The following is a 19,211-nucleotide window of genomic DNA, read 5'->3' as shown; positions in this document are numbered from 1 at the left end:
CCATGCGACTGCGGAAAGAGCTGCGCGGCGGGGTGACCGTCATCAGCCTGGACGGCCAGCTGGACAGCGAGACCTCGCCCCAGGTCCAGCAGGACCTGCGGGCGCTCCTCCCCGAGGACGGGCTGGTGGTCCTGGACCTGTCCCGGACCCTGTACATGTCGAGCGCGGGGCTGCGGGTGCTCCTGCTGGTCTACCGGCAGGCCCAGCACGGCACGGTACGCCTCGCGCTGACGGGGCTGTCCCCCGACGTGCGCGCGATCATGGAGGCGACCGGCTTCCTCGGATTCTTCACCGTGGTCGAGTCGGTGGAGCAGGGCGTGGAGGCGTTGACTGTATGACCATCCTGGAGCCGATCGACGCCTACCCCACGCAGCGGATCGCCGGATACCCCGTGCGCGCTGGGCGGTCGCTGCCGTTCGGCGCCACGCGGGTGCCCGGGGGCGTCAACTTCTCGGTCTACTCCAACCACGCCACCTCGGTGACGCTGGTGCTCTATCGGGAGGGCGAGCCCGAGCCGATGGCCGAGCTGCCCTTCCCGGAGTCGTTCCGGGTGGGCAGCGTCTACGCGATGACCGTGTTCGGCCTCGACGTCGAGCGCCTGGAGTACGGCTATCGCGTGGACGGCCCCCGCCGGCCGTGGGAGGGCCACCGCTTCGACCCGGACCTCGTGCTCAGCGACCCGTACGCCAGGATGCTGACCGGTCACGGCCCCTACCGGCACAGGTCGCGGGTGACGCTCGACGACTTCGACTGGGAGGACGACCGCCCGCCGCACCTGCCGCACGAGGACCTGGTGATCTATGAGCTGCACGTGCGCGGTTTCACCAGGCACGACTCCTCCGGGGTCGCGGCGCCCGGCACGTACGCGGGGCTCGTGGAGAAGATCCCGTACCTGCTGGAGCTGGGGGTCAACTGCGTCGAGCTGATGCCGGTGTTCGAGTTCGACGAGACCGACAACGTGTTCACCGGCGTCAACTACTGGGGCTACAGCCCCATCGGGTTCTTCTCCCCCAAGGCGTCCTACGCGGCCACCGGCCGGGACCACATGCAGGTCGACGAGTTCAAGCACATGGTCAAGGAGCTGCACCGGGCGGGCATCGAGGTGCTGCTCGACGTGGTGTTCAACCACACCGCGGAGGGCGACGAGCGCGGCCCGGCGATCAGCTTCAAGGGGCTGGACAACGCCACCTACTACATGCTCACCCCCGACGGGCACTACTACAACTTCAGCGGCACGGGCAACACGCTCAACTGCAACCATCCGGTGGTGCGCGGGTTCGTGCTGGACTGCCTGCGCTACTGGGCCGCCGAGTGCCACGTGGACGGCTTCAGGTTCGACCTGGCGGCGATCCTCGGCCGGGGGTCCGACGGCGAGCTGCTGCACAACCCGCCGCTGCTGGAGTCGCTGGCGTACGACCCGATCCTGCGCGACCGCAAGCTGATCGCGGAGGCGTGGGACGCCGCCGGGCTCTACCAGGTGGGCAGCTTCCCCCACTACAGCCGCTGGTCGGAGTGGAACGGCCGCTACCGCGACACGGTGCGCAGGTACGTCAAGGGCGACATCGGCGTCACCGGGGAGCTGGCCACCCGCATGGTCGGCTCGCCCGACATGTACAGCCGGAGGGGCGCCGCGGCCACGGTCAACTTCGTCACCTCACACGACGGGTTCACGCTGCGGGACCTGGTCTCGTACGACCACAAGCACAACGAGGGCAACGGGGAGGGCAACAGGGACGGCGACGACGCCAACAACTCCTGGAACTGCGGGCACGAGGGTGTGACCGACGACCCGGCGGTGCTGGCGCTCCGTGCCCGGCAGCAGCGCAACGCGCTGCTGCTCCTGCTGGCCAGCCGGGGCGTGCCGATGCTGCTGGCCGGCGACGAGCTCGGCCGCACGCAGCTCGGCAACAACAACGCCTACTGCCACGACGGGCCGGTCACGTGGCTCGACTGGGGGCTGCGGGAGGAGAACGCCGACCTGTTCCGCTTCACGCGGCACGCCATCGCCTTCCGGCGGGCGCACCCGGTGCTGAGGGGCGGCTCTCCCGGATCGGTCCACTGGCACGGCGTGAGCGCCTGGTCACCGGACTGGTCGGCGCACTCGCGGGTGCTGGCCGCGCTGTTCGACGGGGGCGGGAACGACTGCGTCTACGTCGCCGCCAACTCCCACTGGGAGTCGCACACGCTCGAACTGCCGCCCGCGCCGCGCGGGCAGGCCTGGCACCTGTTCGCCGACACCGCCGCCGCCCCACCAATGGACGCCTTCGAGCCGGGCTCGGAACCGCCGCTGGCCAACCAGTCACAGTTGTCCATCGGCCCCAGAAGCGTCGCGATCTTGGTCACGCATTAGCGAAGGGAACCATGTCATGTCCTTCAGGATGAAGATGAGCGTGGAGGGCGACACCGCCACGATCCGGCTGGCCGGCGAGCTCGACGGCAGCTCCGCCCCCGAGCTCAACGAACTGGTGTCGCAGGCCGTGGGGCGGCAGGTGGGCAAGCTGGTGCTGCTCCTCGACGAGCTGACGTACATGTCGTCGGCGGGGGTGCGCTGCCTGGTGTTCGCGCACCAGAAGCTGCCGCGCGGCTCGGAGATCACCTTGGTGGGGACCAATCCGGAGGTGGCCGAGACGATCCGGCTCACCGGCTTCGACCGCAGCATCGTGATGCAGTGATGCTCGCCTGCCGGCTCAAGATCGATGTCCAGCACGTGTCCCTGCCGGGTGTGGTGGCCGATTTCATCGAGGCGCTGGCAGACGGGGCGGGGCTGACCTCCCGACAGGCGTACTGGCTGCGACTGGCGACGGACGAGATCACCACGAACATCGCCCAGCACGGCTACCGGGGCGGGGCGGGCGTCGTGGAGCTGTCCGGGGAGATCGAGGACGACCGGCTGCAGGTGAGCATCGAGGACGAAGCTCCGCCGTTCGATCCCGCCGGATACGATCCCGCGCCGCGGCTGGCGCTGCCGCCCGCGCTGCGCGAGGAAGGCGGCTACGGGCTGCTCCTCGCCATGGGCAAGGTGGACGAGTTCCGCTACGAGTACGTCGGCGGACGCAACCGCAACACCCTGATCATGCGACTGCTTGGAGGCGCGAATGCCGACGGCTCTGGTGGTTGCCGAGCCGGCTAACCCCACGTCCACCGCGGTGCTCGAACTCGACGGGGCACTGCGCGAAGAGGGCTTCGACGTCCAGCTCGCCGTCCCGGACGACCTGGTCCTGCGCCACCCGCACCCCGATCTGCTGCTGATCTCGGCGGCGCTGGGGCTGCAGCGGATGGCGCTGGTCAGCCAGCGGTTCCTGGTCGACGGGCGGATGCCCACGATCGTGGCCTTCCCCGACGACGACATCGCCGCGCTGGAGGAGTGCGTGCGCGGCGGGTTCGACTACGTGACCCGCCCGTTCCTGCCCGGCCTGCTGCGCAGCAGGGCGAACTCCTGCTGGGAGCGCTATCAGCTCAGCACCACGGTGGAGGAGATGGCGGCGCTGGCCAGCCTGCGGGAGTACGAGCGCGAGCTGCGCATCGCCCGCGACATCCAGGCCGGGTTCCTGCCGGAGTCACTGCCGAGGCTGGACGGATGGGAGATCGCCGCCAGCTTCCGGCCGGCCCGGCAGGTGGCCGGCGACTTCTACGACGTGTTCACCCTCGTCAACGGGCGCCGGCTGGCGCTGGTGGTGGCCGACGTGTGCGACAAGGGCGTGGGGGCGGCGCTGTTCATGGCGCTGATCAGGACGCTGCTCCGGCACACGGCCGAGCACACCGGGTTCGTCCAGGACGTCAGCGACGACGCCGCCGTGGCGCTGGACGGCTCGCCGGGAGAGTCCGCGCTGCCCCTGCTGTCGCTGGGGGCGGGGCCGCTGATCCAGGCGGTCGTCGGGACCAACCGGTACATGGCCCGCAATCACATCAAGCAGGCGTATTTCGCGACGATGTTCTTCGGGGTGCTGGACCCGTACTCCGGTGACCTGGTCTACATCAACGGCGGGCACAATCCGCCCGTCGTGGTGCGGGCCGACGGCCGCCAGACGATGTTGCCCCCGACGGGGCCCGCGGTCGGGATCCTGGCCGACAGCTCCTACACCCTGGGTCACGTGCAGCTGGGGCCCGGCGACGCGCTGTTCGCCTACACCGACGGGGTGGTCGAGGCCAGGAACTCCGCCCACGGCCTGTTCGGCACCCCCCGGCTCCAGGAGGTGCTGGGCGGGGCCGGGGGGCACGCCTCCGGTCTGCTCGCGGCGGTCGACACCTCGGTGCGCACGTTCGTGGGGGCCGCCGAGCAGTCCGACGACATCACCACTCTGGCGCTGAGCAGGAACCCCTCCTGAGGGGACAGGCCCGGACCACGGCCGCGGCACGTGGTCCGGGCTTCTCAGGCGGCGACCATCGACATGGCGACGGCGACGTCCCAGCCGGAGGCGGGCTCCCCGCCGTGGAAGCCCTCCGCCAGCAGCGTCGCCTCATCCGCCCGCCCGGCCAGCAGCAGCGCGTCGATCAGGTACGCCGTCAGATGCGCCGCCAGCCAGGGCGGCCCCGCCTCCGCTCCCCCGCCGGTGAGCGCGAGCGCGCGCCGCAGGTGGAAGACCGCCTCCTCGGGCCGGGTCCGCAGGCGGGTCATCGCCTGCGCCGCGTGCACGAACAGGGCGGTCTCCCTGTCGGTACGCGTGATCGTGCCGACGTCGTCGGCGGGGCGGCCGTTCAACGCCATGATCCAGGCCCGGTAGGCGAGCAGCAGCGGCCGCTGCGCCGGCCCGGCGGCCACCGCCGCGCGCAGCAGGAACTCGGCGGCGGCCTCCGGCCGGCCCTGCCCGCAGGCGAGGTTGACCGCGCGGGCGAGCGCCAGATGCGGCGTGCCGTCCACCACTCCCTCGGGCAGCGAGTCCAGGAACGACATGCTGTCGCGTCCCCTGCCGCGCAGCAGCAGCAGGTGCGCCAGCGGCACCGAGACGGTGTGCCCCTCGCCGCACCACGCCGCCGCCTTGCACAGCTCGAAGGCCCGGTCGAAGGCCAGCGCCGCCCAGGCGTCCCAGGTGGCCTTCACCAGGTGCGGGGTGGCCGCGGACGGGTCCATCGGCGGCAGCCACTCGGTGGCGCACTGGAACTCCCACCCGGCGGCGCCCCGGGTCAGGCGTTCGGTGAGCCGGCGCCCGACCAGGAAGTCGTGCAGCAGGCGGGGGTTGCCGCCGGTCGCCGAGTACAGGGCGCCGGCGGTGGCCTGCCGTACGTGGCCGCCGGCCAGCTCGGCCAGCAGGGCGGCCACCTCCTCGACCGCGAGCGGCGGCACGTCGACCGTGTACGCGCCCGGCTCGAACCGCAGGCAGTCCACCGGGTCGGGGCGCCGCGCCGCGGGCCCGGACAGCGTCGTGACCAGCACCCTGGCCCCCGGGTTCCCGCCCGCGGCCGTGCGCAGCGCCATCAGGCTCTCGTCCTCGCTCACCTGCGCGTCGTCCATGACGAGCAGCAGCGGGCGGCCCCCGGCGGCCGCCTCGACGCGGGCGGCGACCTCACCGGGACCGTCCGCGGGACGCAGCCGGACGATGTCGTAACGCGCCGCCTCGGACGATTCGAGCACGCGCTCCACCAGCCTGCTGCGGCCCGAGCCCGGCTCTCCGGCCAGGACAATCGGGCCTGCTCCGGAAGCCCCGAGGGCTGACCGAATCGCGGCGATCTGCTCGCTCCGGTCGATGAAATGCCACTTCATCTGGTTAATCCCCTCAATTGAATGGATTAAATTCATGCTTTGGGAACAATGCCGTAACGTCAATGCCGAAATGACGCAATCGGGGTAGAGGTGACAAATATTCCGTGAGGCTTCTAGACTCAGCCTTGCGATCCTGATCTGCTGACGCGGTGGAGGCACTCACGGGGGGTTCGGTGTCAGGCGACGGCTGGAGCCGGCAGGAGCTCGCGCGATTCCTGCGCAGCAGGCGCGCACGGGTCACGCCGGGGCAGGTGGGCTTCCCCGAAGGGGGGCGCCGGACGAAGGGGCTGCGGCGGGAGGAGGTGGCGGTGCTCGCCGGCCTCAGCCCGACCTGGTACACGTACCTCGAGCAGGGGCGTGACATCAGGCCCTCCATCCAGGTGCTCGACAGCCTGGCCCGGGTGCTCGACCTCAGCGAGGACGAGCGCCGCTACATGCACACGCTGGTGCACGGCCAGGTCACCAACCCGCAGCCGCTCGAAGGGCAGACGTGGTCGGGCGACGTGATGGGCCCGCTGGTGAGCCTCATGAGCGCCAGCGCCTATCCGGTCTACGCCACCGACATCCACTGCGACCTGACCGCCTGGAACGACGCCGCCGCCGAGTGGTACGACGACTGGGGCACCTACACGCCCGAGCACCGCAACATGCTGCGCTGGCTGCTGGTCTCGCCCACGGCGAAGGAGCGGCTGCCCGACTGGGAGCGCGTCACCTGCGACGTCATCGCCCGGTGGCGCTCTGAGCTGGCCAGATGGCCGCACGACGAGCGGCTGACCGCGAAGATCGCCGAGTTCTCCCAGCTGAGCCCGCTGTTCGCCGGCCTGTGGCGCAAGCACGAGGTGCAGGAGCACCGCAGCCTCACGCGCCGCTTCCGGCACCCTCGGCTGGGCCTGCAGACCCTGCGCATGGCGCTCATGATCACCCCGGACGAGCCGCTGGTCGGGCTCGTGATCCATTTTCCGATGCACGCGGGCGAATAACGCGGTTTTCACCGCCCCGGTATTTCGTCATCTGTTAATTGACACCCACGTGGGCGAGCCGGACCTTAGGTGATGTCGTTCGGCCAACCAACAAGGGCGCCCGGGCATCGTCGAATTCACGATGACCCGGGCGAGAACGGGAACGGGGCCCCATGCACAACAACAGCGGGCGAGATCCCATCGCCATCGTCGGTGCCGCCTGCCGGTTGCCCGGTGCGCAGAGCCCGGCCGACCTCTGGCAGATCGTCAGCGGGGGCCGGGACATGATCGGCGTGATCCCTCCGGAAAGATTCGACATCGAAACCACCTCCGGCCGCCGCCGGCCCGATGTGCTGCGGGGCGCGGGCGGCTACCTGGACGACATCACCGGGTTCGACGCGCGCTTCTTCGGCGTCACGCCGTTCGAGGCCCTGCGGATGGACCCGCAGCAGCGGTTGCTGATGGAGGTCACCTGGGAGGCGCTCGACGACGCGGGCATCCCCGCCGAGAGCCTGGCCGGGAGCGACACCGGCGTCTACACGAGCCTGCTGTCCTCGGGGTACTGGGACCTGCTGCGCCGCTCGGGGATGTACGACATGCACGCCGCGCTCGGGGCGGCCGTCAGCGGCATCTTCCCCGGCCGCGTCTCCACCCAGCTCGACCTGCGCGGTCCCAGCATGGGCGTGGAGGCGGCCTGCGCGACGTCGCTGCTGGCGGTGCACATGGCCTGCCGGGCGCTGTGGTCGGGCGAGATCGACCTGGCCATCGTCGGCGGCGCGAACCTGCAGATCGTGCCGGACCTGTACTTCGCGCTCGCGGACGCCGGCGTGCTGTCCAGCTCGGGCCGGTGCAAGTTCGGCGACGTGTCGGGGGACGGGTACGTGCGCAGCGAGGGCGTGGTGGCCCTGATACTCAAGCCGCTCTCGCGGGCCCTCGCGGACGGGGAGCACCCGTACGCGACGATCCTGGGCAGCGCCGCCACCCACGACGGCCGCACCGGCGGCTCGCTCGTCTCCCCCGGGCTGGAGGGGCACGAGACGATGCTGCGCAAGGCCTATCTCGACGCGGGGGTCTCCCCCGGCGAGGTCGACTACGTCGAGGCCCACGGGCCCGGCACCCCCGCCGGCGATCCGACCGAGCTGGCCGCGCTGGACCTGGTCATGCGGGAGGGCCGGGACCCTGAGCGGCGCTGCCTGGTCGGCTCGCTCAAGTCCAACATCGGCCACACCGAGTTCACGTCGGGGATGGCGGGGCTCCTCAAGACGGCCCTGGCGCTGCGGCACCGGACCATACCCGCGACGCTGCACGTGGTGGAGCCGCACGCCGTCCTGCGGCAGCCGACCGCGGCCGTCGAGCTCGCGCTGCTCACCCAGGACTGGCCGGACCGGGGGACGCCGGGCCTGGCGGGCGTCAACTCCTTCGGCATGTCGGGGACCAACGTCCACCTCGTGCTCTCCGAGGCGCCGCAGGCGGCGCGTCCCCGGCTCGGCCAGGGCCGGCCCAGCTACGTCCTGCCCCTGTCGGCGCGGGACCCGAGGGCGCTCGACGAGCTCGCCGGCGCGTACGCCGAGATGCTCGACACTGTCGTAGAGGACGCGGGACCCGGCCTTCACGACGTGTGCTTCAGCGCGGGCGCCCGGCGCTCGCACCACGAGTACCGGCTGGCCGCGGTCGGCGACGACGCGCGCTCGCTGGCCGCGTCCCTGCGGGAGTTCCGCGCGAGCGGGCGGGGTGACGGGCGGTCGGTGCACGCCGGCGAGCGCCGCGCGGCCCGGCGGCCGAAGGTGGTGTTCGTCTTCCCCGGCCAGGGCGGCCAGTGGGCGGGCATGGGCAGGCAGCTGCTGGCCGCCGAGCCGGCCTTCGCCCTGCGCCTGCACGAGTGCGCGCGGGCGGTGGCCGCCGAGCTCGGCTGGTCCCCCGTGGACGTGCTGCTGCGCGGGGAGCGGCTGTCGCGCGTGGACGAGGTGCAGCCGACCCTCTGGGCGATGCAGGTGGCGCTGGCCGCCGTGTGGCGCGAGTGGGGCGTCGAGCCCGACCTGCTCGTCGGCCACAGCATGGGCGAGATCGCCGCGGCGGTCACCGCGGGCGCGCTGAGCGTGGCCGACGGCGCGGCCGTGGTCGCCAGGAGGAGCCGGCTGCTGCGCGAGCTGCGCACGCCCGGCGCCATGTGGGCCGTGGCGCTCGGCGAGGAGGCGGCCCAGCAGGCTATCGGCGAGCACTCCGGCCAGGTGAGCGTGGGGGTGGTCAACAGCCGGCACTCCACGGTCCTGTCCGGCGATCCCGCGAGGCTGGAGCGGATCGTCGCGCCGCTGCGCCGCGACGGCGTCTTCTGCCGTCAGGTGGACGTGGACTACGCCTCGCACGCGCCGCAGGTGGAGCCGGTGCGCGAGGCGCTGCTGGAGGCGCTGTCGAGCGTCAAGCCCGGCCCCTGCGCCGTGCCCATCCATTCCAGCGCCCGGGACCGGGTCGTCGACGGCACGGAGCTGGACGCCGGTTACTGGTTCGAGAACCTGCGGCTGCCCGTGCGCTTCGCCGCCGCCTGCCAGGCCGCGCTCGCCGACGCCCGGCCCACCGTGTTCATCGAGATGAGCCCGCATCCGGTGCTGCAGACGGCGCTGGAGGAGGAGGTCGAGGCGGCGGGCGCGACCGCGAGCGTGGTGCCCTGCCTGCGGCGGGACGTGCCGGACGCGGCGGCCCTCAGCGCGGCGCTCGGCCAGGCGTACGTGCTGGGCTGCCGTCCCCGCTGGGACCGCGTCCACCCCGAGGGCGAGTACGTCCGGCTGCCCGGCTACCCCTGGCAGCGGCGGCGGTTCTGGCCCGGCTCGGCCACCTCCCCCATTCCTCCTGAGCCCGCCCGCGAACCGGCCCGCGAACCGGCCCGAGAGCCGGCGCGGCCCGGACGCCCGGATCTGGCGGCCCTCTCGGAGACGGAGTTGACCGCCGTGGTGACCGACCTGGCGTCCCAGGTTCTCGCGGTGCCCGGACACGAGATCGGGATGGACGTGCCGCTCACCCTGCTGGGCCTGGACTCCGTGCTGGCGACCAGGTTCCGCGAGCGGGTGCGGCGCGAGCTGGGCGTGGACGTGCCGGTCCGCAGCCTGCTCGGCCCGGGCACGCTGCTCGACCTCACCACCGAATTACGCTCGGCGGCCACCGTGTGAGGCGCGGCCGCCGCTGTCGAGACGGGGCTCCGGGTCGTCCGGAGCCTCGTCTCCGCTCTTTTGAAGGTGGCATTCCGACTGCTAGCACTAACTAATTCTTGGGCATTCCAGTCAAGAGCCGGAAGGATACGGGCATGGTGACAGCCGTGTTGGGAACGCTGGCCGGCGCCGCGCTCGTGGCGGCGGTGTGGCTGAGCGTCGTGCTGACCGTGTTCACCCCCCGGGGCAGGCCGACCCGGCTGGTCCGCGGCGTCCTGCGGGCCTTCGCCGGTCCCATGCTCGCGATGGCCGGCCGGGTCCCGCCCGTCCTGCGGGAGCCGCTGCTCGACCTGTGCGGGCCGCTGGCCGTCGTCACGGTGGCCGCGATCTGGCTCGGCGTGTCCTCGGCCGGGTTCGCGCTGCTGGAGGGCACGCCGCTGCGCGAGGCCGAGTGGGCGTCCAGGCTGCTGATGGTGGCGGCCATCACGACGTACCTGGGGCATTTCCTGGCCGCCTACGCCCGGCGGGAACGGCTGGTCGCCAGGCTGGCCGGCAGCGTGTGCAACCCCCGCGACGCCGACACCATGCTCGCGTCCTACCTCAAGACCGGCTCGCGCGACCACCTCGACACCATGTTCGCCGAGTGGACGGTGTGGATGGGCGAGGTGGAGCACTCCCACCTCGCCCATCCGGCGCTCACGTTCCGCCGCCCCGCGGGCGACCTCGACTGGCTCAAGGCCGCGGTCATCGTCCTGGACGTGGCCGCGCTCATCGAGGCGCTCGCGCCGAGCTGGGCTCCGGCGCACACGAAGGCCCTGCTCGCGACGGGGACGCGCTGCATGCACCGGCTGACCCACGGGCTGTGCATCACGCTGCCGCCCATCCCGGTGAGCCTGCAGGGGCGGGAGGAGCGCAACTTCTCCGACACGCTGCTGCTGGCCCACGAGGCAGGGCTGCCGGCCGAGCGCGACCCGATGGAGGCGTGGACCGTCTTCCAGGACCTGCGCACCGGGTACGCGCCGCACGCCTACGCCATCGAGACCCGGCTCCGTTACGACCGGGTCGAGGAGCCGGACGACGTCGGCGACTGACGCCCGCCGGAGTGCCCGGCCCCGGTCACGGTCTGTCCCGGATAGGCGATGACGCCGCTGAGACCGGCGCCCTCGGCGACGCGTACCTCGTGGCCGAGCGCGGTGAAGCCGTCGATGACGGCCGGGCGCTCCAGCGACGAGTCCACCCGCGCCATCACGCCCACGTACGCGTCGCTGAGCCGCGCGCCCGGCCCGATGATCGCGCCGTCCAGGCAGGCCACCCGTTCCAGGCGGCACCACGGGTGCAGGTCCGCCTCGTCGCCCACGTACGAGTCGCGCAGCACGACGCCGGGGCCGATCTCGACGTCCCGGCCGATCCACGCGCCGGGACCCACGTGGACGAGCCCGGCGGCCAGCTTCTCCGCCAGCGTCAGCCCGCTGACCTCGTCGCGGCGCGCCAGCGAGGAGGGGTGGATCACGGGCGTGTCCGGCAGCCGCAGGCTCGGGTAGCCGCCGGCCAGCGCCTCGGCCATGGTGAGCAGGTAGTCGCGGGGGTTGCCCAGGTCGCCCACCTTGGCCAGGGGCGAGCACATGACCCGGTGGCCGCGCGACACCAGCCACGGCAGCAGGTCGCCGCCCCAGTCGAGCCCCCGCCCGGCCAGCGCCGCCAGCTCGTCGGTGGCGCCCAGAGCGCGCAGCCTGGCGCAGTCCACCAGGTAGAGCCCGGCGTTGATGGGCACCCTGTCCAGGTCGGCGGTCACCGCCGCGATGGTCTCCAGGGGCGGCTTCTCGATGAACCGCTGGATCCGGCCGGCGCCGTCCGCGAGCACCAGCCCGTACGTGCCCGCCACCTCCGCCGCCGTCCGATGGACCAGGCCGACGGTCACCACCGCCCCGCTCGCCAGGTGGTCGCGCACCAGCGCCGCCAGGTCGAACTCGAACAGCGAGTCGGTCGGCAGCACCAGGGCGTGGCCGAGCAGGCCGTGCTCCTCGATCAGGCTGAGCGTCGCCTGCCCGGAGCCGGTGTTGAACCGGTCCGTACGCGGCCGCGAATAGCGCACCGAGACCCCGAGCCGCTCGCCGTACCCCAGCGCCTCCTTGACCTGATAACGATTCTCCCGGCCGTTGGCCGCCACGTGGAAACTCGTTATTCCCTGGTCGCGGAGGCCCGCGACGAGCCATTCGATGACCGGCCGCCCGAGAAAAGGGACGGCGGCCTTGCTCCTTATGTGACCGGAACCTTCGAGGGTGAGCGGGCGGGCGCGGAGGCCGCGGCCGCCGGCCAGTGCGATGGCGGCAATAGAAGGCATGGCAACCTCCAAGGACAACGGGCGGTGACTTATTCGTACCATTCGCTCCGGGAATATGGCCCGTTTCGGCCGCCGAACGCCGGGATTTCGTCAGGTCCGCGTCTGACAAAAGCACGGTGGTTTCCGTTAAGTCAGGGTGCCGCCGACGCGGGCCGGATATTTATCGTGGGCCTCCCTGAGGTGTCTCGCCGAGGAGGAGACCGTGCGCGCAGCCGTCATCACGCAACTCAACTCCCCATGGGAGTTCCAGGACCTCCCCGATCCCGAGCCCGGGCCCGGCCAGGTCGTCGTACGCATCCAGGCGTGCGGCATGTGCTTCAGCGACGTACTGGTCCATCGCGGCCACTGGCCGGTGCGGCTGCCGATCGTGCCGGGGCACGAGCCGGTGGGCGAGGTGGTGGCGCTCGGCCCCGGCGCCACCACCCTGCGGGTGGGCGACCGGGTCGGCGTCTCGTGGATGCAGCGCGGCGAGGGGCGCTGCGTCCAGTGCCAGAGCTGGCATCCGGTGGCCTGTGAGCACACCACGACCTGGATGGACATGGGCGGCGGCTACGCCGACCTGATGGTGGCCTGGGAGTCGGGGTGCACGCTGCTGCCCGACGGCCTGGACTACACCGACGCGGCGGTGGCCTTCTGCGCCGGCTTCACCTCGATGAGCGGCCTGCGCAACGCCGACCCCCGGCCGGGCGAGCGCGTCTGCGTGCTGGGCGTCGGCGGGCTCGGGCACATGGCGGTGCAGTTGGCCGCCGCCATCGGCCTGGAGACGGTCGTGCTCACCACCTCGCCCGACAAGGCGGAGTACGCCAAGGAACTGGGCGCGGCGGAGGGCGTCGTGGTCGGCGACGACCCCGGCAAGGCGCTGGCCGACGCCGGCGGCGCCGACATCATCCTGGCCACCACCACCTCGGCGGACCTGGTCGCCCGCGTGCTGTCCGGCCTGCGCTACGGCGGGCGGCTGGTCACGATGGGCGTCACCGGCCCGCTGAAGATCGACGACATGATGACGCTGCTGTTCAAGCAGTGCTCCATCAAGGGCAGCACCCACAACAACCGCTCCGACCTGGTCGAGGTGCTCGCGCTGATGGCCGCGGGCAAGGTCAGGCCGCGCGTGGAGACCTACCCGTTCGCCGAGGTCAACGAGGTGCTCAAGCGGGTGGAGGCAGGCCAGGTGCGCTACCGCGCCGTACTCACCCCCAACTGAGGAGGATCCCCGCATGTCCGAGCCCCCGATCGTCATAGCGAACCGGGAGCACCTGTGGTGGCTGCTCAACGAGGCCTCACAGCTGGAACACATGATCCTGAGCCAGTACCTCTTCGCCGAGGCCAGCCTCAAGAACGGGACGGGGGACGGCCTGACGGCCGAGCAGGCGGACGCGGTCGCCCGCTGGCGCGGGGTCCTGCACTCCATCGCGGTCGAGGAGATGCTCCACCTGGCGCTGGTGTCCAACCTGCTGGCCGCCATCGGCGCGGCGCCGACCTTCACCCGCCCGAACTTCCCGCAGCGCTCGGGATACTTCCCGTCGGGCATCCAGCTCGATCTGCTGCCCTTCGGCGAGCAGGCGTTGCGCCACTTCCTGTACCTGGAGCGCCCCGAGGGCATGCAGTTGCAGGACGCCGCGGAGTTCGAGCCGGTGCCGCCCACCCGCGTCCGGCTCGACCCCGCCGACCTCATGCCCAGGGGGCAGGAGTACGCGACGATCGGCCACCTGTACCGCGGGATCGAGGAGGGGCTGCGGGCGCTCTGCGCGGAGCTCGGGGAGCGCGCCGTGTTCGTCGGGTCCCCGCGCGCCCAGGCCACGCCGGAGCTGTTCCGCTGGCCCCAGCTCGTCGCGGTCACGGACCTGAAGTCCGCGTTCACCGCGGTCGATCTCATCATCGAGCAGGGCGAGGGCGCGCGTGGCGACTGGCAGCAGGCGCACTACGGGCGCTTCCTCGCGGTGTGGCGGGAGTACGAGGAGTTGCGGGCGCTCGATCCGGGCTTCGACCCGGCGCGACCGGCGCTCGCCGCCTACCTCAAACAGCCCTACGACATCGTGGAGCCCCAGCCGCTCATCACCGACCCCGGCACCCGCCGGACGGCCGAGCTGGCGGCGGTGGCGTATGAGCTGGTGCTGCACCTGCTGACCAGGTTCTTCACGCACACCGACGAGAGCGAGGAACAGCTGGGCCTGCTCGTCGGCACGTCGATCAGCATGATGGCCGAGGTGCTGCGGCCGCTGGCCACCGCCATGACCACCATGCCCGTCGGCCCCGAGCACCCCGGCCGCACGGCGGGCTTCGCGTTCGAGATGTACTACGCCATGAGCAACTTCGTGCCCTGGCGCGAACCCTCCTGGGCGCTGCTGCACGAGCGCATGAGAGTGCTCGTGGAGCGCTGCAGAGCCGCCGAGAAGGCCGGCGGGCCCGCGTCCGCGGTCGCCGCGGCGGCCGGCGTCCGGGCGGCCGAACTGGCCGAGCGGGTGCGCGCGCACGTGCCGCCGGCCCTGCTCCCGTCGTAGGACTTCACGAATTACCTCGCGCCGCCCGGCCGACTTGCCAATGTACGACCCGGCTCTTTGACGTCGGCCGGGCCGCCGGAAAAAGAATTGACTCATGCGAGGTGTGATGGAAACCAGCGCCGAATTCACGGTCGCCGAACTCTCCGGCCGATGGCGCAGCCCGGTCGCCGCCGAAGTATTCCCGGGAATATTCGGGGTGGACGACTTCTGGCTGCACAGTCCTTTCTGGGCCATTCATTTCAATGCCTACAAGGACCCCGGCTGCGACAGCCGGCTCTTCGAGCTCATCATCACGGGCATGTTCGAGCTCCTCGGCCCCAGCGAACAAACGCCCGGCGCGCGCGACGCCGATTTCTCCCGGACCAAGGTCTGCCTGCGCCTGTTCGACACCGGGCTCGTCGCCGGCGCCGACGAGGTGAAGGCGGGCGACGGCAACTGGCAGCCCGGCGAGTGGCAGGACGTCTCCCACGGCGGCTGCTCGATCCTGGACCTGCCGGGGGTAGACGAGTGCCCGCGGGAGTACGACCTGCTCGGCCTGGCCCGCTCGCACGGCCGGGACGAGGATCGGCTCTACTTCGGCCAGCGCCACCACGACGAGCTCGGCTCGATCTGGACCCGCCGGGCCCCGGGCCTGCTCGACTACTACGTGGTCCGCGTGGTCGGAGCTCCGCCCCAGGTCGGGGATGGCGCGGAGTGGGGGCCGGCGGAGTGGACCCACGTCACGAGCTCGTACACCCTCACCCCCGACGATCGGAGACACTCGTGACCACGACCCAAGCCGCAGTAGTCGAATCGCCGGGAGCGGCGTTCACCCTCCGGGACGTCGAGCTGGACGCCCCGCGCCAGGGCGAGATCCTCGTCCGGATGAAGGCCGCCGGCATCTGCCACACCGACCTCACGGTGGCGGCGGGACACATCCCGTTCCCGCTGCCGGGCGTGCTCGGGCACGAGGGGGCCGGCGTCGTGGAGGAGACGGGCCCGGGCGTGACCAAGGTCAAGCCTGGTGACCACGTCGTGCTCACCTTCACCTCGTGCGGGAGCTGCGCCTCCTGCCGGATCGGCCACCCCGCCTACTGCACCACGTGGATCCCGCAGAACCTCATCGGCGGCAAGCGGCCCGACGGCAGCTCGCCGATCAGCAGGGACGGCGTCGCGCTCGGCGGCCGGTTCTTCGGCCAGTCGTCGTTCGCCCGCCACTCCATCGCCGACGAGCGCAGCGTCGTCAAGGTCGACCCGGACCTGCCGTTCGAGCTGCTGGCCCCGCTGGCCTGCAGCGTCCAGACCGGCACCGGCGCGGTCTGGAACACGCTGCGCCCGGAGCCCGGCACGTCCATCGCGGTGATCGGCACGGGCGCGGTGGGCCTGGCCGCCATCATGGGCGCGGCGCTCACCCCGGTCAGCCAGATCATCGCCGTGGGCCGGCAGGCGGCGCAGCTCGAGCTGGCCGCCAAGATCGGCGCCACCCACACCGTCGACTCGACCGGCCTCGACCTGGCCGACGAGCTGCGGAAGATCACCGGCGGCGCCGGCGTCGACTACGTGGTCGAGGCGGTGGGCAACCCCGACGTGCTGCGCGCCGGCATCGAGGCGCTCGCCCCGCGCGGCGCGGTGGCCGTCGTGGGCGCCCCGCCGTACGGGGTGGAGGTCTCGGTCGACGTGCACCGGCTGCTGCCGGGGCGGCGGATCCTGGGCGTCTGCGAGGGCGACAGCGACCCCGACCGGCTCATCCCGCTGCTGGCGCGGCTGATCCGCGGCGGCCGGCTGCCCGTGCAGCCGCTCATCAAGGAGTACGACTTCGCCGACATCCAGGCCGCGGCGGACGACTTCAGGTCCGGCAAGAACATCAAGACGATTCTGCGGTTCGACGCGTGAACGACGTTTGGAGCCAGGAATGAACACCTTCGAGCTCGGCGACTTCCCGCTCACCTCAGGTGACACGCTGCCCGGCGCCCGGCTGGCGTACCAGACCTTCGGTGAGCTCAACCAGGCCAAGGACAACGTGGTCGTGTTCCCGACCTTCCTCGGCGCCCCCGCCGAGGTGCTCAACGGCTGGATCGGCGAGAACCGCGCGCTCGATCCCCGCACCCACTTCATCGTGCTGCCCGGCCACTTCGGCCTCCCGCCGTCCTCCGCGCCGAGCAACACCCCGTCGCGGCCCTTCCCGGCCGTCTCCGTCGCCGACGACGTCATTGCCCAGCAGCGGCTGCTGGAGGAGGTCTTCGGCGTCCGCGAGATCCGGCTGGCGCTCGGCTGGTCGATCGGCGCGATCCAGGTGTACGAGTGGGCGCTGCGCTTCGGCGACCTCGTGCGGAGCATCGCCCCCATCGCCGGGGCGCCCACCCCGCCGCCGTGGACCAAGCTCTGGCTGAAGACGGTGGTGGAGGAGCCCATCACCTCGGACCCCAACTACGCCGGGGGCGCCTACACGGACGCGGCGAGCGTCAGCGGCGGCCTGGCCCGGGTCGGGCACGGCTCGGCGCTGACCGCCCCGCCCCGCACGTTCTACTACGCCGGCGCCGACGTCTGGCGCACCCTGGGCTTCGACAGCGTGGACGCGTTCGTCGAGGGCTTCTGGGAGGGCTTCTGGCTCCCGCAGGACCCCAACGACGTGGTCACCCAGGCCCGCAAGGCCCGCGCCGCCTGGCCGGGCGCCGAGGGCGAGTCCCTGCGGGAGGTCCTGGGCCGGATCAAGGCCAAGACCACGATCGCCGGCTTCACCGGCGACGCGCTGTTCCCGCCGGACGAGCTCAGGCAGTACGCCGAGTGGATCCCCGGCGCGACGTTCCGCCAGATCGACAGCGTCTACGGCCATCTGGCCACGTTCGGGCTGGCCGAGCCCGACGTGAAGGCCATCGACGACGTCATCAGACACGCGCTGGAGAGCTAGCCGTGGCCGAGGCGGAGTTCGTCAGGTTCCTGGAGGCGGCCCGGTCGGATCCCGGTCTGCTGGCCCGTTACTCCCCCATGGACCTTCCCCGGGTCCTGTTCCACGCCCGCAACGACGGGTTCGCCTTCACCGAGGACGACGCCGAACGGGTCATCGGCCGACTGGAGGCGGACCTCGTCATCAACAAGGACGGGGAGCCGTTCGACGGGAGCAGCACCCTGTGGCGGCACATGTGGGGCGCGCGTTACCTCGACTACCTGGTCGACCACGTGGCCGCCCGCTACTCCCGCGAGGAGCTGGCCGTGAACGAGCGAAGCGAGCGAACCAATCAACACAGCAAGCCGGCTTCGCTCACGGGGCCGCCGAAGGAGGCACCGTGAGCGAAGCCAACGTCATCGGGTTCCTGCGCGACCTGGCCGAGCGGCCGGACCTGGTCGACCGGCTCAAGGACAAGTCCAAGGACGAGGTCATCGCGGCCGCCGCCGCGGCCGGGCAGCCGTTCACCGCGCAGGAGTTCAACTCGTTGATCTGGGAGCTGGAGGGGCGGCTGGCGCACGAGCGCGGCGAGGAGTTCAACGAGCGGTTCCCGCTCTGGGGCCTGCTGTGGGGCCGGTACTACCTGGAGTTCCTCGTCTTCGACCTCGTCCCCAGCCTCGACGAGACCGGCCTGCTGGTCGGATTGGAGCACAAGCCATGATGCGAAACGCCCTCTACATCGGGCGCGAATGGAACGTCGAGCACAACCTGCGGGCGCCGGTGACCGGCGCCGAGCTCAGGTACACCGTGCTCGGCGAGGGCGAGCCCGTGCTGTGCATCCACGGCACCAGCATCGCCGACAGCCTCATCACCCCCATGCGGTTCTACCCCCCGCTGCTGCAGGACTACCAGCTCATCAGCTACTACCGGGCCGGCTACAACGGCAGCACGCTGGACAAGCCCGAGCTGAGCATCGAGGGCGGCGCGCAGCACGTCGCCGAGCTGCTCGACCACCTGGGCATCGAGAAGGCGCACATCATGGCCTTCTCGTTCGGCGGCGTGATCGCCTTCCAGTTCCTGCTGTCGTACCCGGAGCGGGCGCACAGCGCGATCCTGCTGGAGCCGTACCTGCCGCGTGAGGCGCCGGACGCCATCCAAGCCAACATCGACGCCTACATGAACGCGATGAAGCTGTACGAGACGGGCGACAAGCTCGGCGCGGCGCAGCTCTACATGGAGGCGGTGTGCGGGCCGAGCTTCCTGCCCGCGGTGGAGATGACCGGGCCGCTCGACGTGTGGGACCGCGTCGAGGCGTGCGTCGACACGACCTTCACCGTCGACTTCCCGGCGATCTCGCAGTGGGGCTTCAAGCCGTCGGAGGCCGACCGGCTGGTCACGCGGAAGCCGGACATGCCGGTGCTGGCGGTGATGGGCCTCGACAGCGAGTCGGCGATGCCGGGGTTCCGCGACGCGCAGCGCTTCCTCATGAACTGGCTGCCGCAGGCGGAGCGGTGCGGCATCCCCAACGCCACGCACGGGCTGCAGAGCATGAACCCGGTGGCCGTCGGCGAGGCCGCCCACACCTTCCTCAAGCGCAACCCGATGTGAGACCCGTGCGCCCCTCGACGATGCGGGCGCCGCCGAGCGCCCGGGTGTCGATCTCCAGCGAGAGCGGCCCGTCGGTCGAGCGGTTGACGGCGAACAGCGTCGTG

The 19,211-nt window shown here is 71.7% G+C and carries 18 protein-coding genes; 16 read left to right on the top strand and 2 right to left on the bottom strand.

All coding sequences use genetic code 11. From position 1 onward, the window contains the following. Positions 1–2: 2 nt before the first annotated feature. Genes AB0L65_RS28660 through AB0L65_RS28640 form a run of 5 tightly spaced genes read left to right on the top strand, consistent with a single transcriptional unit; the run spans position 3 to position 4,325 of the window. Positions 3–338, top strand: coding sequence for an STAS domain-containing protein (locus tag AB0L65_RS28660; RefSeq protein ID WP_355191502.1), 336 nt, complete (start codon positions 3–5; stop codon positions 336–338). Beyond that, complete coding sequence (locus AB0L65_RS28655; protein WP_364251116.1) at positions 335–2,350, top strand: alpha-amylase family glycosyl hydrolase; 2,016 nt, start codon at positions 335–337, stop codon at positions 2,348–2,350. Before AB0L65_RS28660 ends, AB0L65_RS28655 begins: the two co-directional genes overlap by 4 nt. A 16-nt stretch (positions 2,351–2,366) precedes the next feature. Then, complete coding sequence (locus AB0L65_RS28650; RefSeq protein WP_350728893.1) at positions 2,367–2,672, top strand: STAS domain-containing protein; 306 nt, start codon at positions 2,367–2,369, stop codon at positions 2,670–2,672. Next, complete coding sequence (locus AB0L65_RS28645) at positions 2,672–3,130, top strand: anti-sigma regulatory factor (protein WP_364251620.1); 459 nt, start codon at positions 2,672–2,674, stop codon at positions 3,128–3,130. Before AB0L65_RS28650 ends, AB0L65_RS28645 begins: the two co-directional genes overlap by 1 nt. Beyond that, entirely contained in the window at positions 3,096–4,325 is a 1,230-nt protein-coding gene (locus AB0L65_RS28640; RefSeq protein ID WP_364251113.1) for a SpoIIE family protein phosphatase, read from the top strand. Before AB0L65_RS28645 ends, AB0L65_RS28640 begins: the two co-directional genes overlap by 35 nt. A gap of 44 nt (positions 4,326–4,369) precedes the next feature. Here the strand turns inward: AB0L65_RS28640 and AB0L65_RS28635 are convergent, their stop codons facing one another. Then, complete coding sequence (locus AB0L65_RS28635; protein ID WP_364251110.1) at positions 4,370–5,698, bottom strand: hypothetical protein; 1,329 nt, start codon at positions 5,696–5,698, stop codon at positions 4,370–4,372. Positions 5,699–5,847: 149 nt separating this feature from the next. Between AB0L65_RS28635 and AB0L65_RS28630 the strand changes: the two genes are divergently transcribed. From AB0L65_RS28630 to AB0L65_RS28620, 3 genes are all read left to right on the top strand, one after another. Then, positions 5,848–6,678 (top strand): helix-turn-helix transcriptional regulator, encoded by an 831-nt coding sequence (locus AB0L65_RS28630; protein ID WP_364251107.1) that lies wholly within the window; start codon positions 5,848–5,850, stop codon positions 6,676–6,678. Positions 6,679–6,830: 152 nt separating this feature from the next. Next, complete coding sequence (locus tag AB0L65_RS28625) at positions 6,831–9,818, top strand: type I polyketide synthase (protein WP_364251104.1); 2,988 nt, start codon at positions 6,831–6,833, stop codon at positions 9,816–9,818. A gap of 134 nt (positions 9,819–9,952) precedes the next feature. Continuing rightward, the gene (locus AB0L65_RS28620; RefSeq protein WP_364251101.1) at positions 9,953–10,888 is read left to right on the top strand and encodes a hypothetical protein; all 936 of its coding nucleotides are present in this window, start codon (positions 9,953–9,955) and stop codon (positions 10,886–10,888) included. Here AB0L65_RS28620 and AB0L65_RS28615 read toward each other — a convergent pair. After that, positions 10,849–12,138, bottom strand: a complete 1,290-nt coding sequence (locus AB0L65_RS28615; protein ID WP_364251098.1) for an NDP-sugar synthase — start codon at positions 12,136–12,138, stop codon at positions 10,849–10,851. The two genes, AB0L65_RS28620 and AB0L65_RS28615, sit on opposite strands and share 40 nt — an antisense overlap. A gap of 202 nt (positions 12,139–12,340) precedes the next feature. Between AB0L65_RS28615 and AB0L65_RS28610 the strand changes: the two genes are divergently transcribed. The 8 genes from AB0L65_RS28610 (at position 12,341) to AB0L65_RS28575 (ending at position 19,107) form a co-directional block, all read left to right on the top strand. Continuing rightward, positions 12,341–13,339, top strand: coding sequence for an alcohol dehydrogenase catalytic domain-containing protein (locus AB0L65_RS28610; RefSeq protein WP_364251095.1), 999 nt, complete (start codon positions 12,341–12,343; stop codon positions 13,337–13,339). A gap of 13 nt (positions 13,340–13,352) precedes the next feature. Continuing rightward, on the top strand, positions 13,353–14,636 hold the full coding sequence (locus tag AB0L65_RS28605; RefSeq protein ID WP_364251092.1) for a ferritin-like protein: 1,284 nt from the start codon (positions 13,353–13,355) through the stop codon (positions 14,634–14,636). Between the two features lie 106 nt (positions 14,637–14,742). Next, the gene (locus tag AB0L65_RS28600) at positions 14,743–15,402 is read left to right on the top strand and encodes a hypothetical protein (protein ID WP_355191484.1); all 660 of its coding nucleotides are present in this window, start codon (positions 14,743–14,745) and stop codon (positions 15,400–15,402) included. Next, positions 15,399–16,508 carry an NAD(P)-dependent alcohol dehydrogenase gene (locus tag AB0L65_RS28595; RefSeq protein ID WP_364251088.1) on the top strand — a complete coding sequence of 370 codons (1,110 nt, stop codon included), beginning with the start codon at positions 15,399–15,401 and terminating at the stop codon, positions 16,506–16,508. The genes AB0L65_RS28600 and AB0L65_RS28595 overlap by 4 nt, the downstream gene beginning before the upstream one ends. Before the next feature lie 19 nt (positions 16,509–16,527). Further along, positions 16,528–17,523 (top strand): alpha/beta fold hydrolase, encoded by a 996-nt coding sequence (locus tag AB0L65_RS28590; protein ID WP_364251085.1) that lies wholly within the window; start codon positions 16,528–16,530, stop codon positions 17,521–17,523. 2 nt (positions 17,524–17,525) lie between these two features. After that, the gene (locus tag AB0L65_RS28585) at positions 17,526–17,903 is read left to right on the top strand and encodes a Nif11-like leader peptide family natural product precursor (RefSeq protein ID WP_364251082.1); all 378 of its coding nucleotides are present in this window, start codon (positions 17,526–17,528) and stop codon (positions 17,901–17,903) included. Continuing rightward, on the top strand, positions 17,900–18,220 hold the full coding sequence (locus tag AB0L65_RS28580; RefSeq protein ID WP_364251079.1) for a Nif11 family protein: 321 nt from the start codon (positions 17,900–17,902) through the stop codon (positions 18,218–18,220). Before AB0L65_RS28585 ends, AB0L65_RS28580 begins: the two co-directional genes overlap by 4 nt. Continuing rightward, positions 18,217–19,107 carry an alpha/beta hydrolase gene (locus AB0L65_RS28575; protein WP_350728872.1) on the top strand — a complete coding sequence of 297 codons (891 nt, stop codon included), beginning with the start codon at positions 18,217–18,219 and terminating at the stop codon, positions 19,105–19,107. The genes AB0L65_RS28580 and AB0L65_RS28575 overlap by 4 nt, the downstream gene beginning before the upstream one ends. Positions 19,108–19,211 lie beyond the last annotated feature (104 nt).

It is taken from the genome of Nonomuraea sp. NPDC052116 (assembly GCF_040680035.1).
Lineage (GTDB): Bacteria > Actinomycetota > Actinomycetes > Streptosporangiales > Streptosporangiaceae > Nonomuraea > Nonomuraea angiospora_A.
This window is presented reverse-complemented; position numbering and strand designations above follow the sequence as displayed.

Bases quoted from the DNA above. Each gene is read 5' to 3' on its own strand.
- AB0L65_RS28650 (WP_350728893.1), top strand. From the start codon at position 2,367: ATGTCCTTCAGGATGAAGATGAGCGTGGAGGGCGACACCGCCACGATC.
- AB0L65_RS28615 (WP_364251098.1), bottom strand. From the start codon at position 12,138: ATGCCTTCTATTGCCGCCATCGCACTGGCCGGCGGCCGCGGCCTCCGC.
- AB0L65_RS28660 (WP_355191502.1), top strand. From the start codon at position 3: ATGCGACTGCGGAAAGAGCTGCGCGGCGGGGTGACCGTCATCAGCCTG.
- AB0L65_RS28655 (WP_364251116.1), top strand. From the start codon at position 335: ATGACCATCCTGGAGCCGATCGACGCCTACCCCACGCAGCGGATCGCC.
- AB0L65_RS28640 (WP_364251113.1), top strand. From the start codon at position 3,096: ATGCCGACGGCTCTGGTGGTTGCCGAGCCGGCTAACCCCACGTCCACC.
- AB0L65_RS28625 (WP_364251104.1), top strand. From the start codon at position 6,831: ATGCACAACAACAGCGGGCGAGATCCCATCGCCATCGTCGGTGCCGCC.
- AB0L65_RS28645 (WP_364251620.1), top strand. From the start codon at position 2,672: ATGCTCGCCTGCCGGCTCAAGATCGATGTCCAGCACGTGTCCCTGCCG.
- AB0L65_RS28590 (WP_364251085.1), top strand. From the start codon at position 16,528: ATGAACACCTTCGAGCTCGGCGACTTCCCGCTCACCTCAGGTGACACG.
- AB0L65_RS28605 (WP_364251092.1), top strand. From the start codon at position 13,353: ATGTCCGAGCCCCCGATCGTCATAGCGAACCGGGAGCACCTGTGGTGG.
- AB0L65_RS28600 (WP_355191484.1), top strand. From the start codon at position 14,743: ATGGAAACCAGCGCCGAATTCACGGTCGCCGAACTCTCCGGCCGATGG.
- AB0L65_RS28635 (WP_364251110.1), bottom strand. From the start codon at position 5,698: ATGAAGTGGCATTTCATCGACCGGAGCGAGCAGATCGCCGCGATTCGG.
- AB0L65_RS28575 (WP_350728872.1), top strand. From the start codon at position 18,217: ATGATGCGAAACGCCCTCTACATCGGGCGCGAATGGAACGTCGAGCAC.
- AB0L65_RS28620 (WP_364251101.1), top strand. From the start codon at position 9,953: ATGGTGACAGCCGTGTTGGGAACGCTGGCCGGCGCCGCGCTCGTGGCG.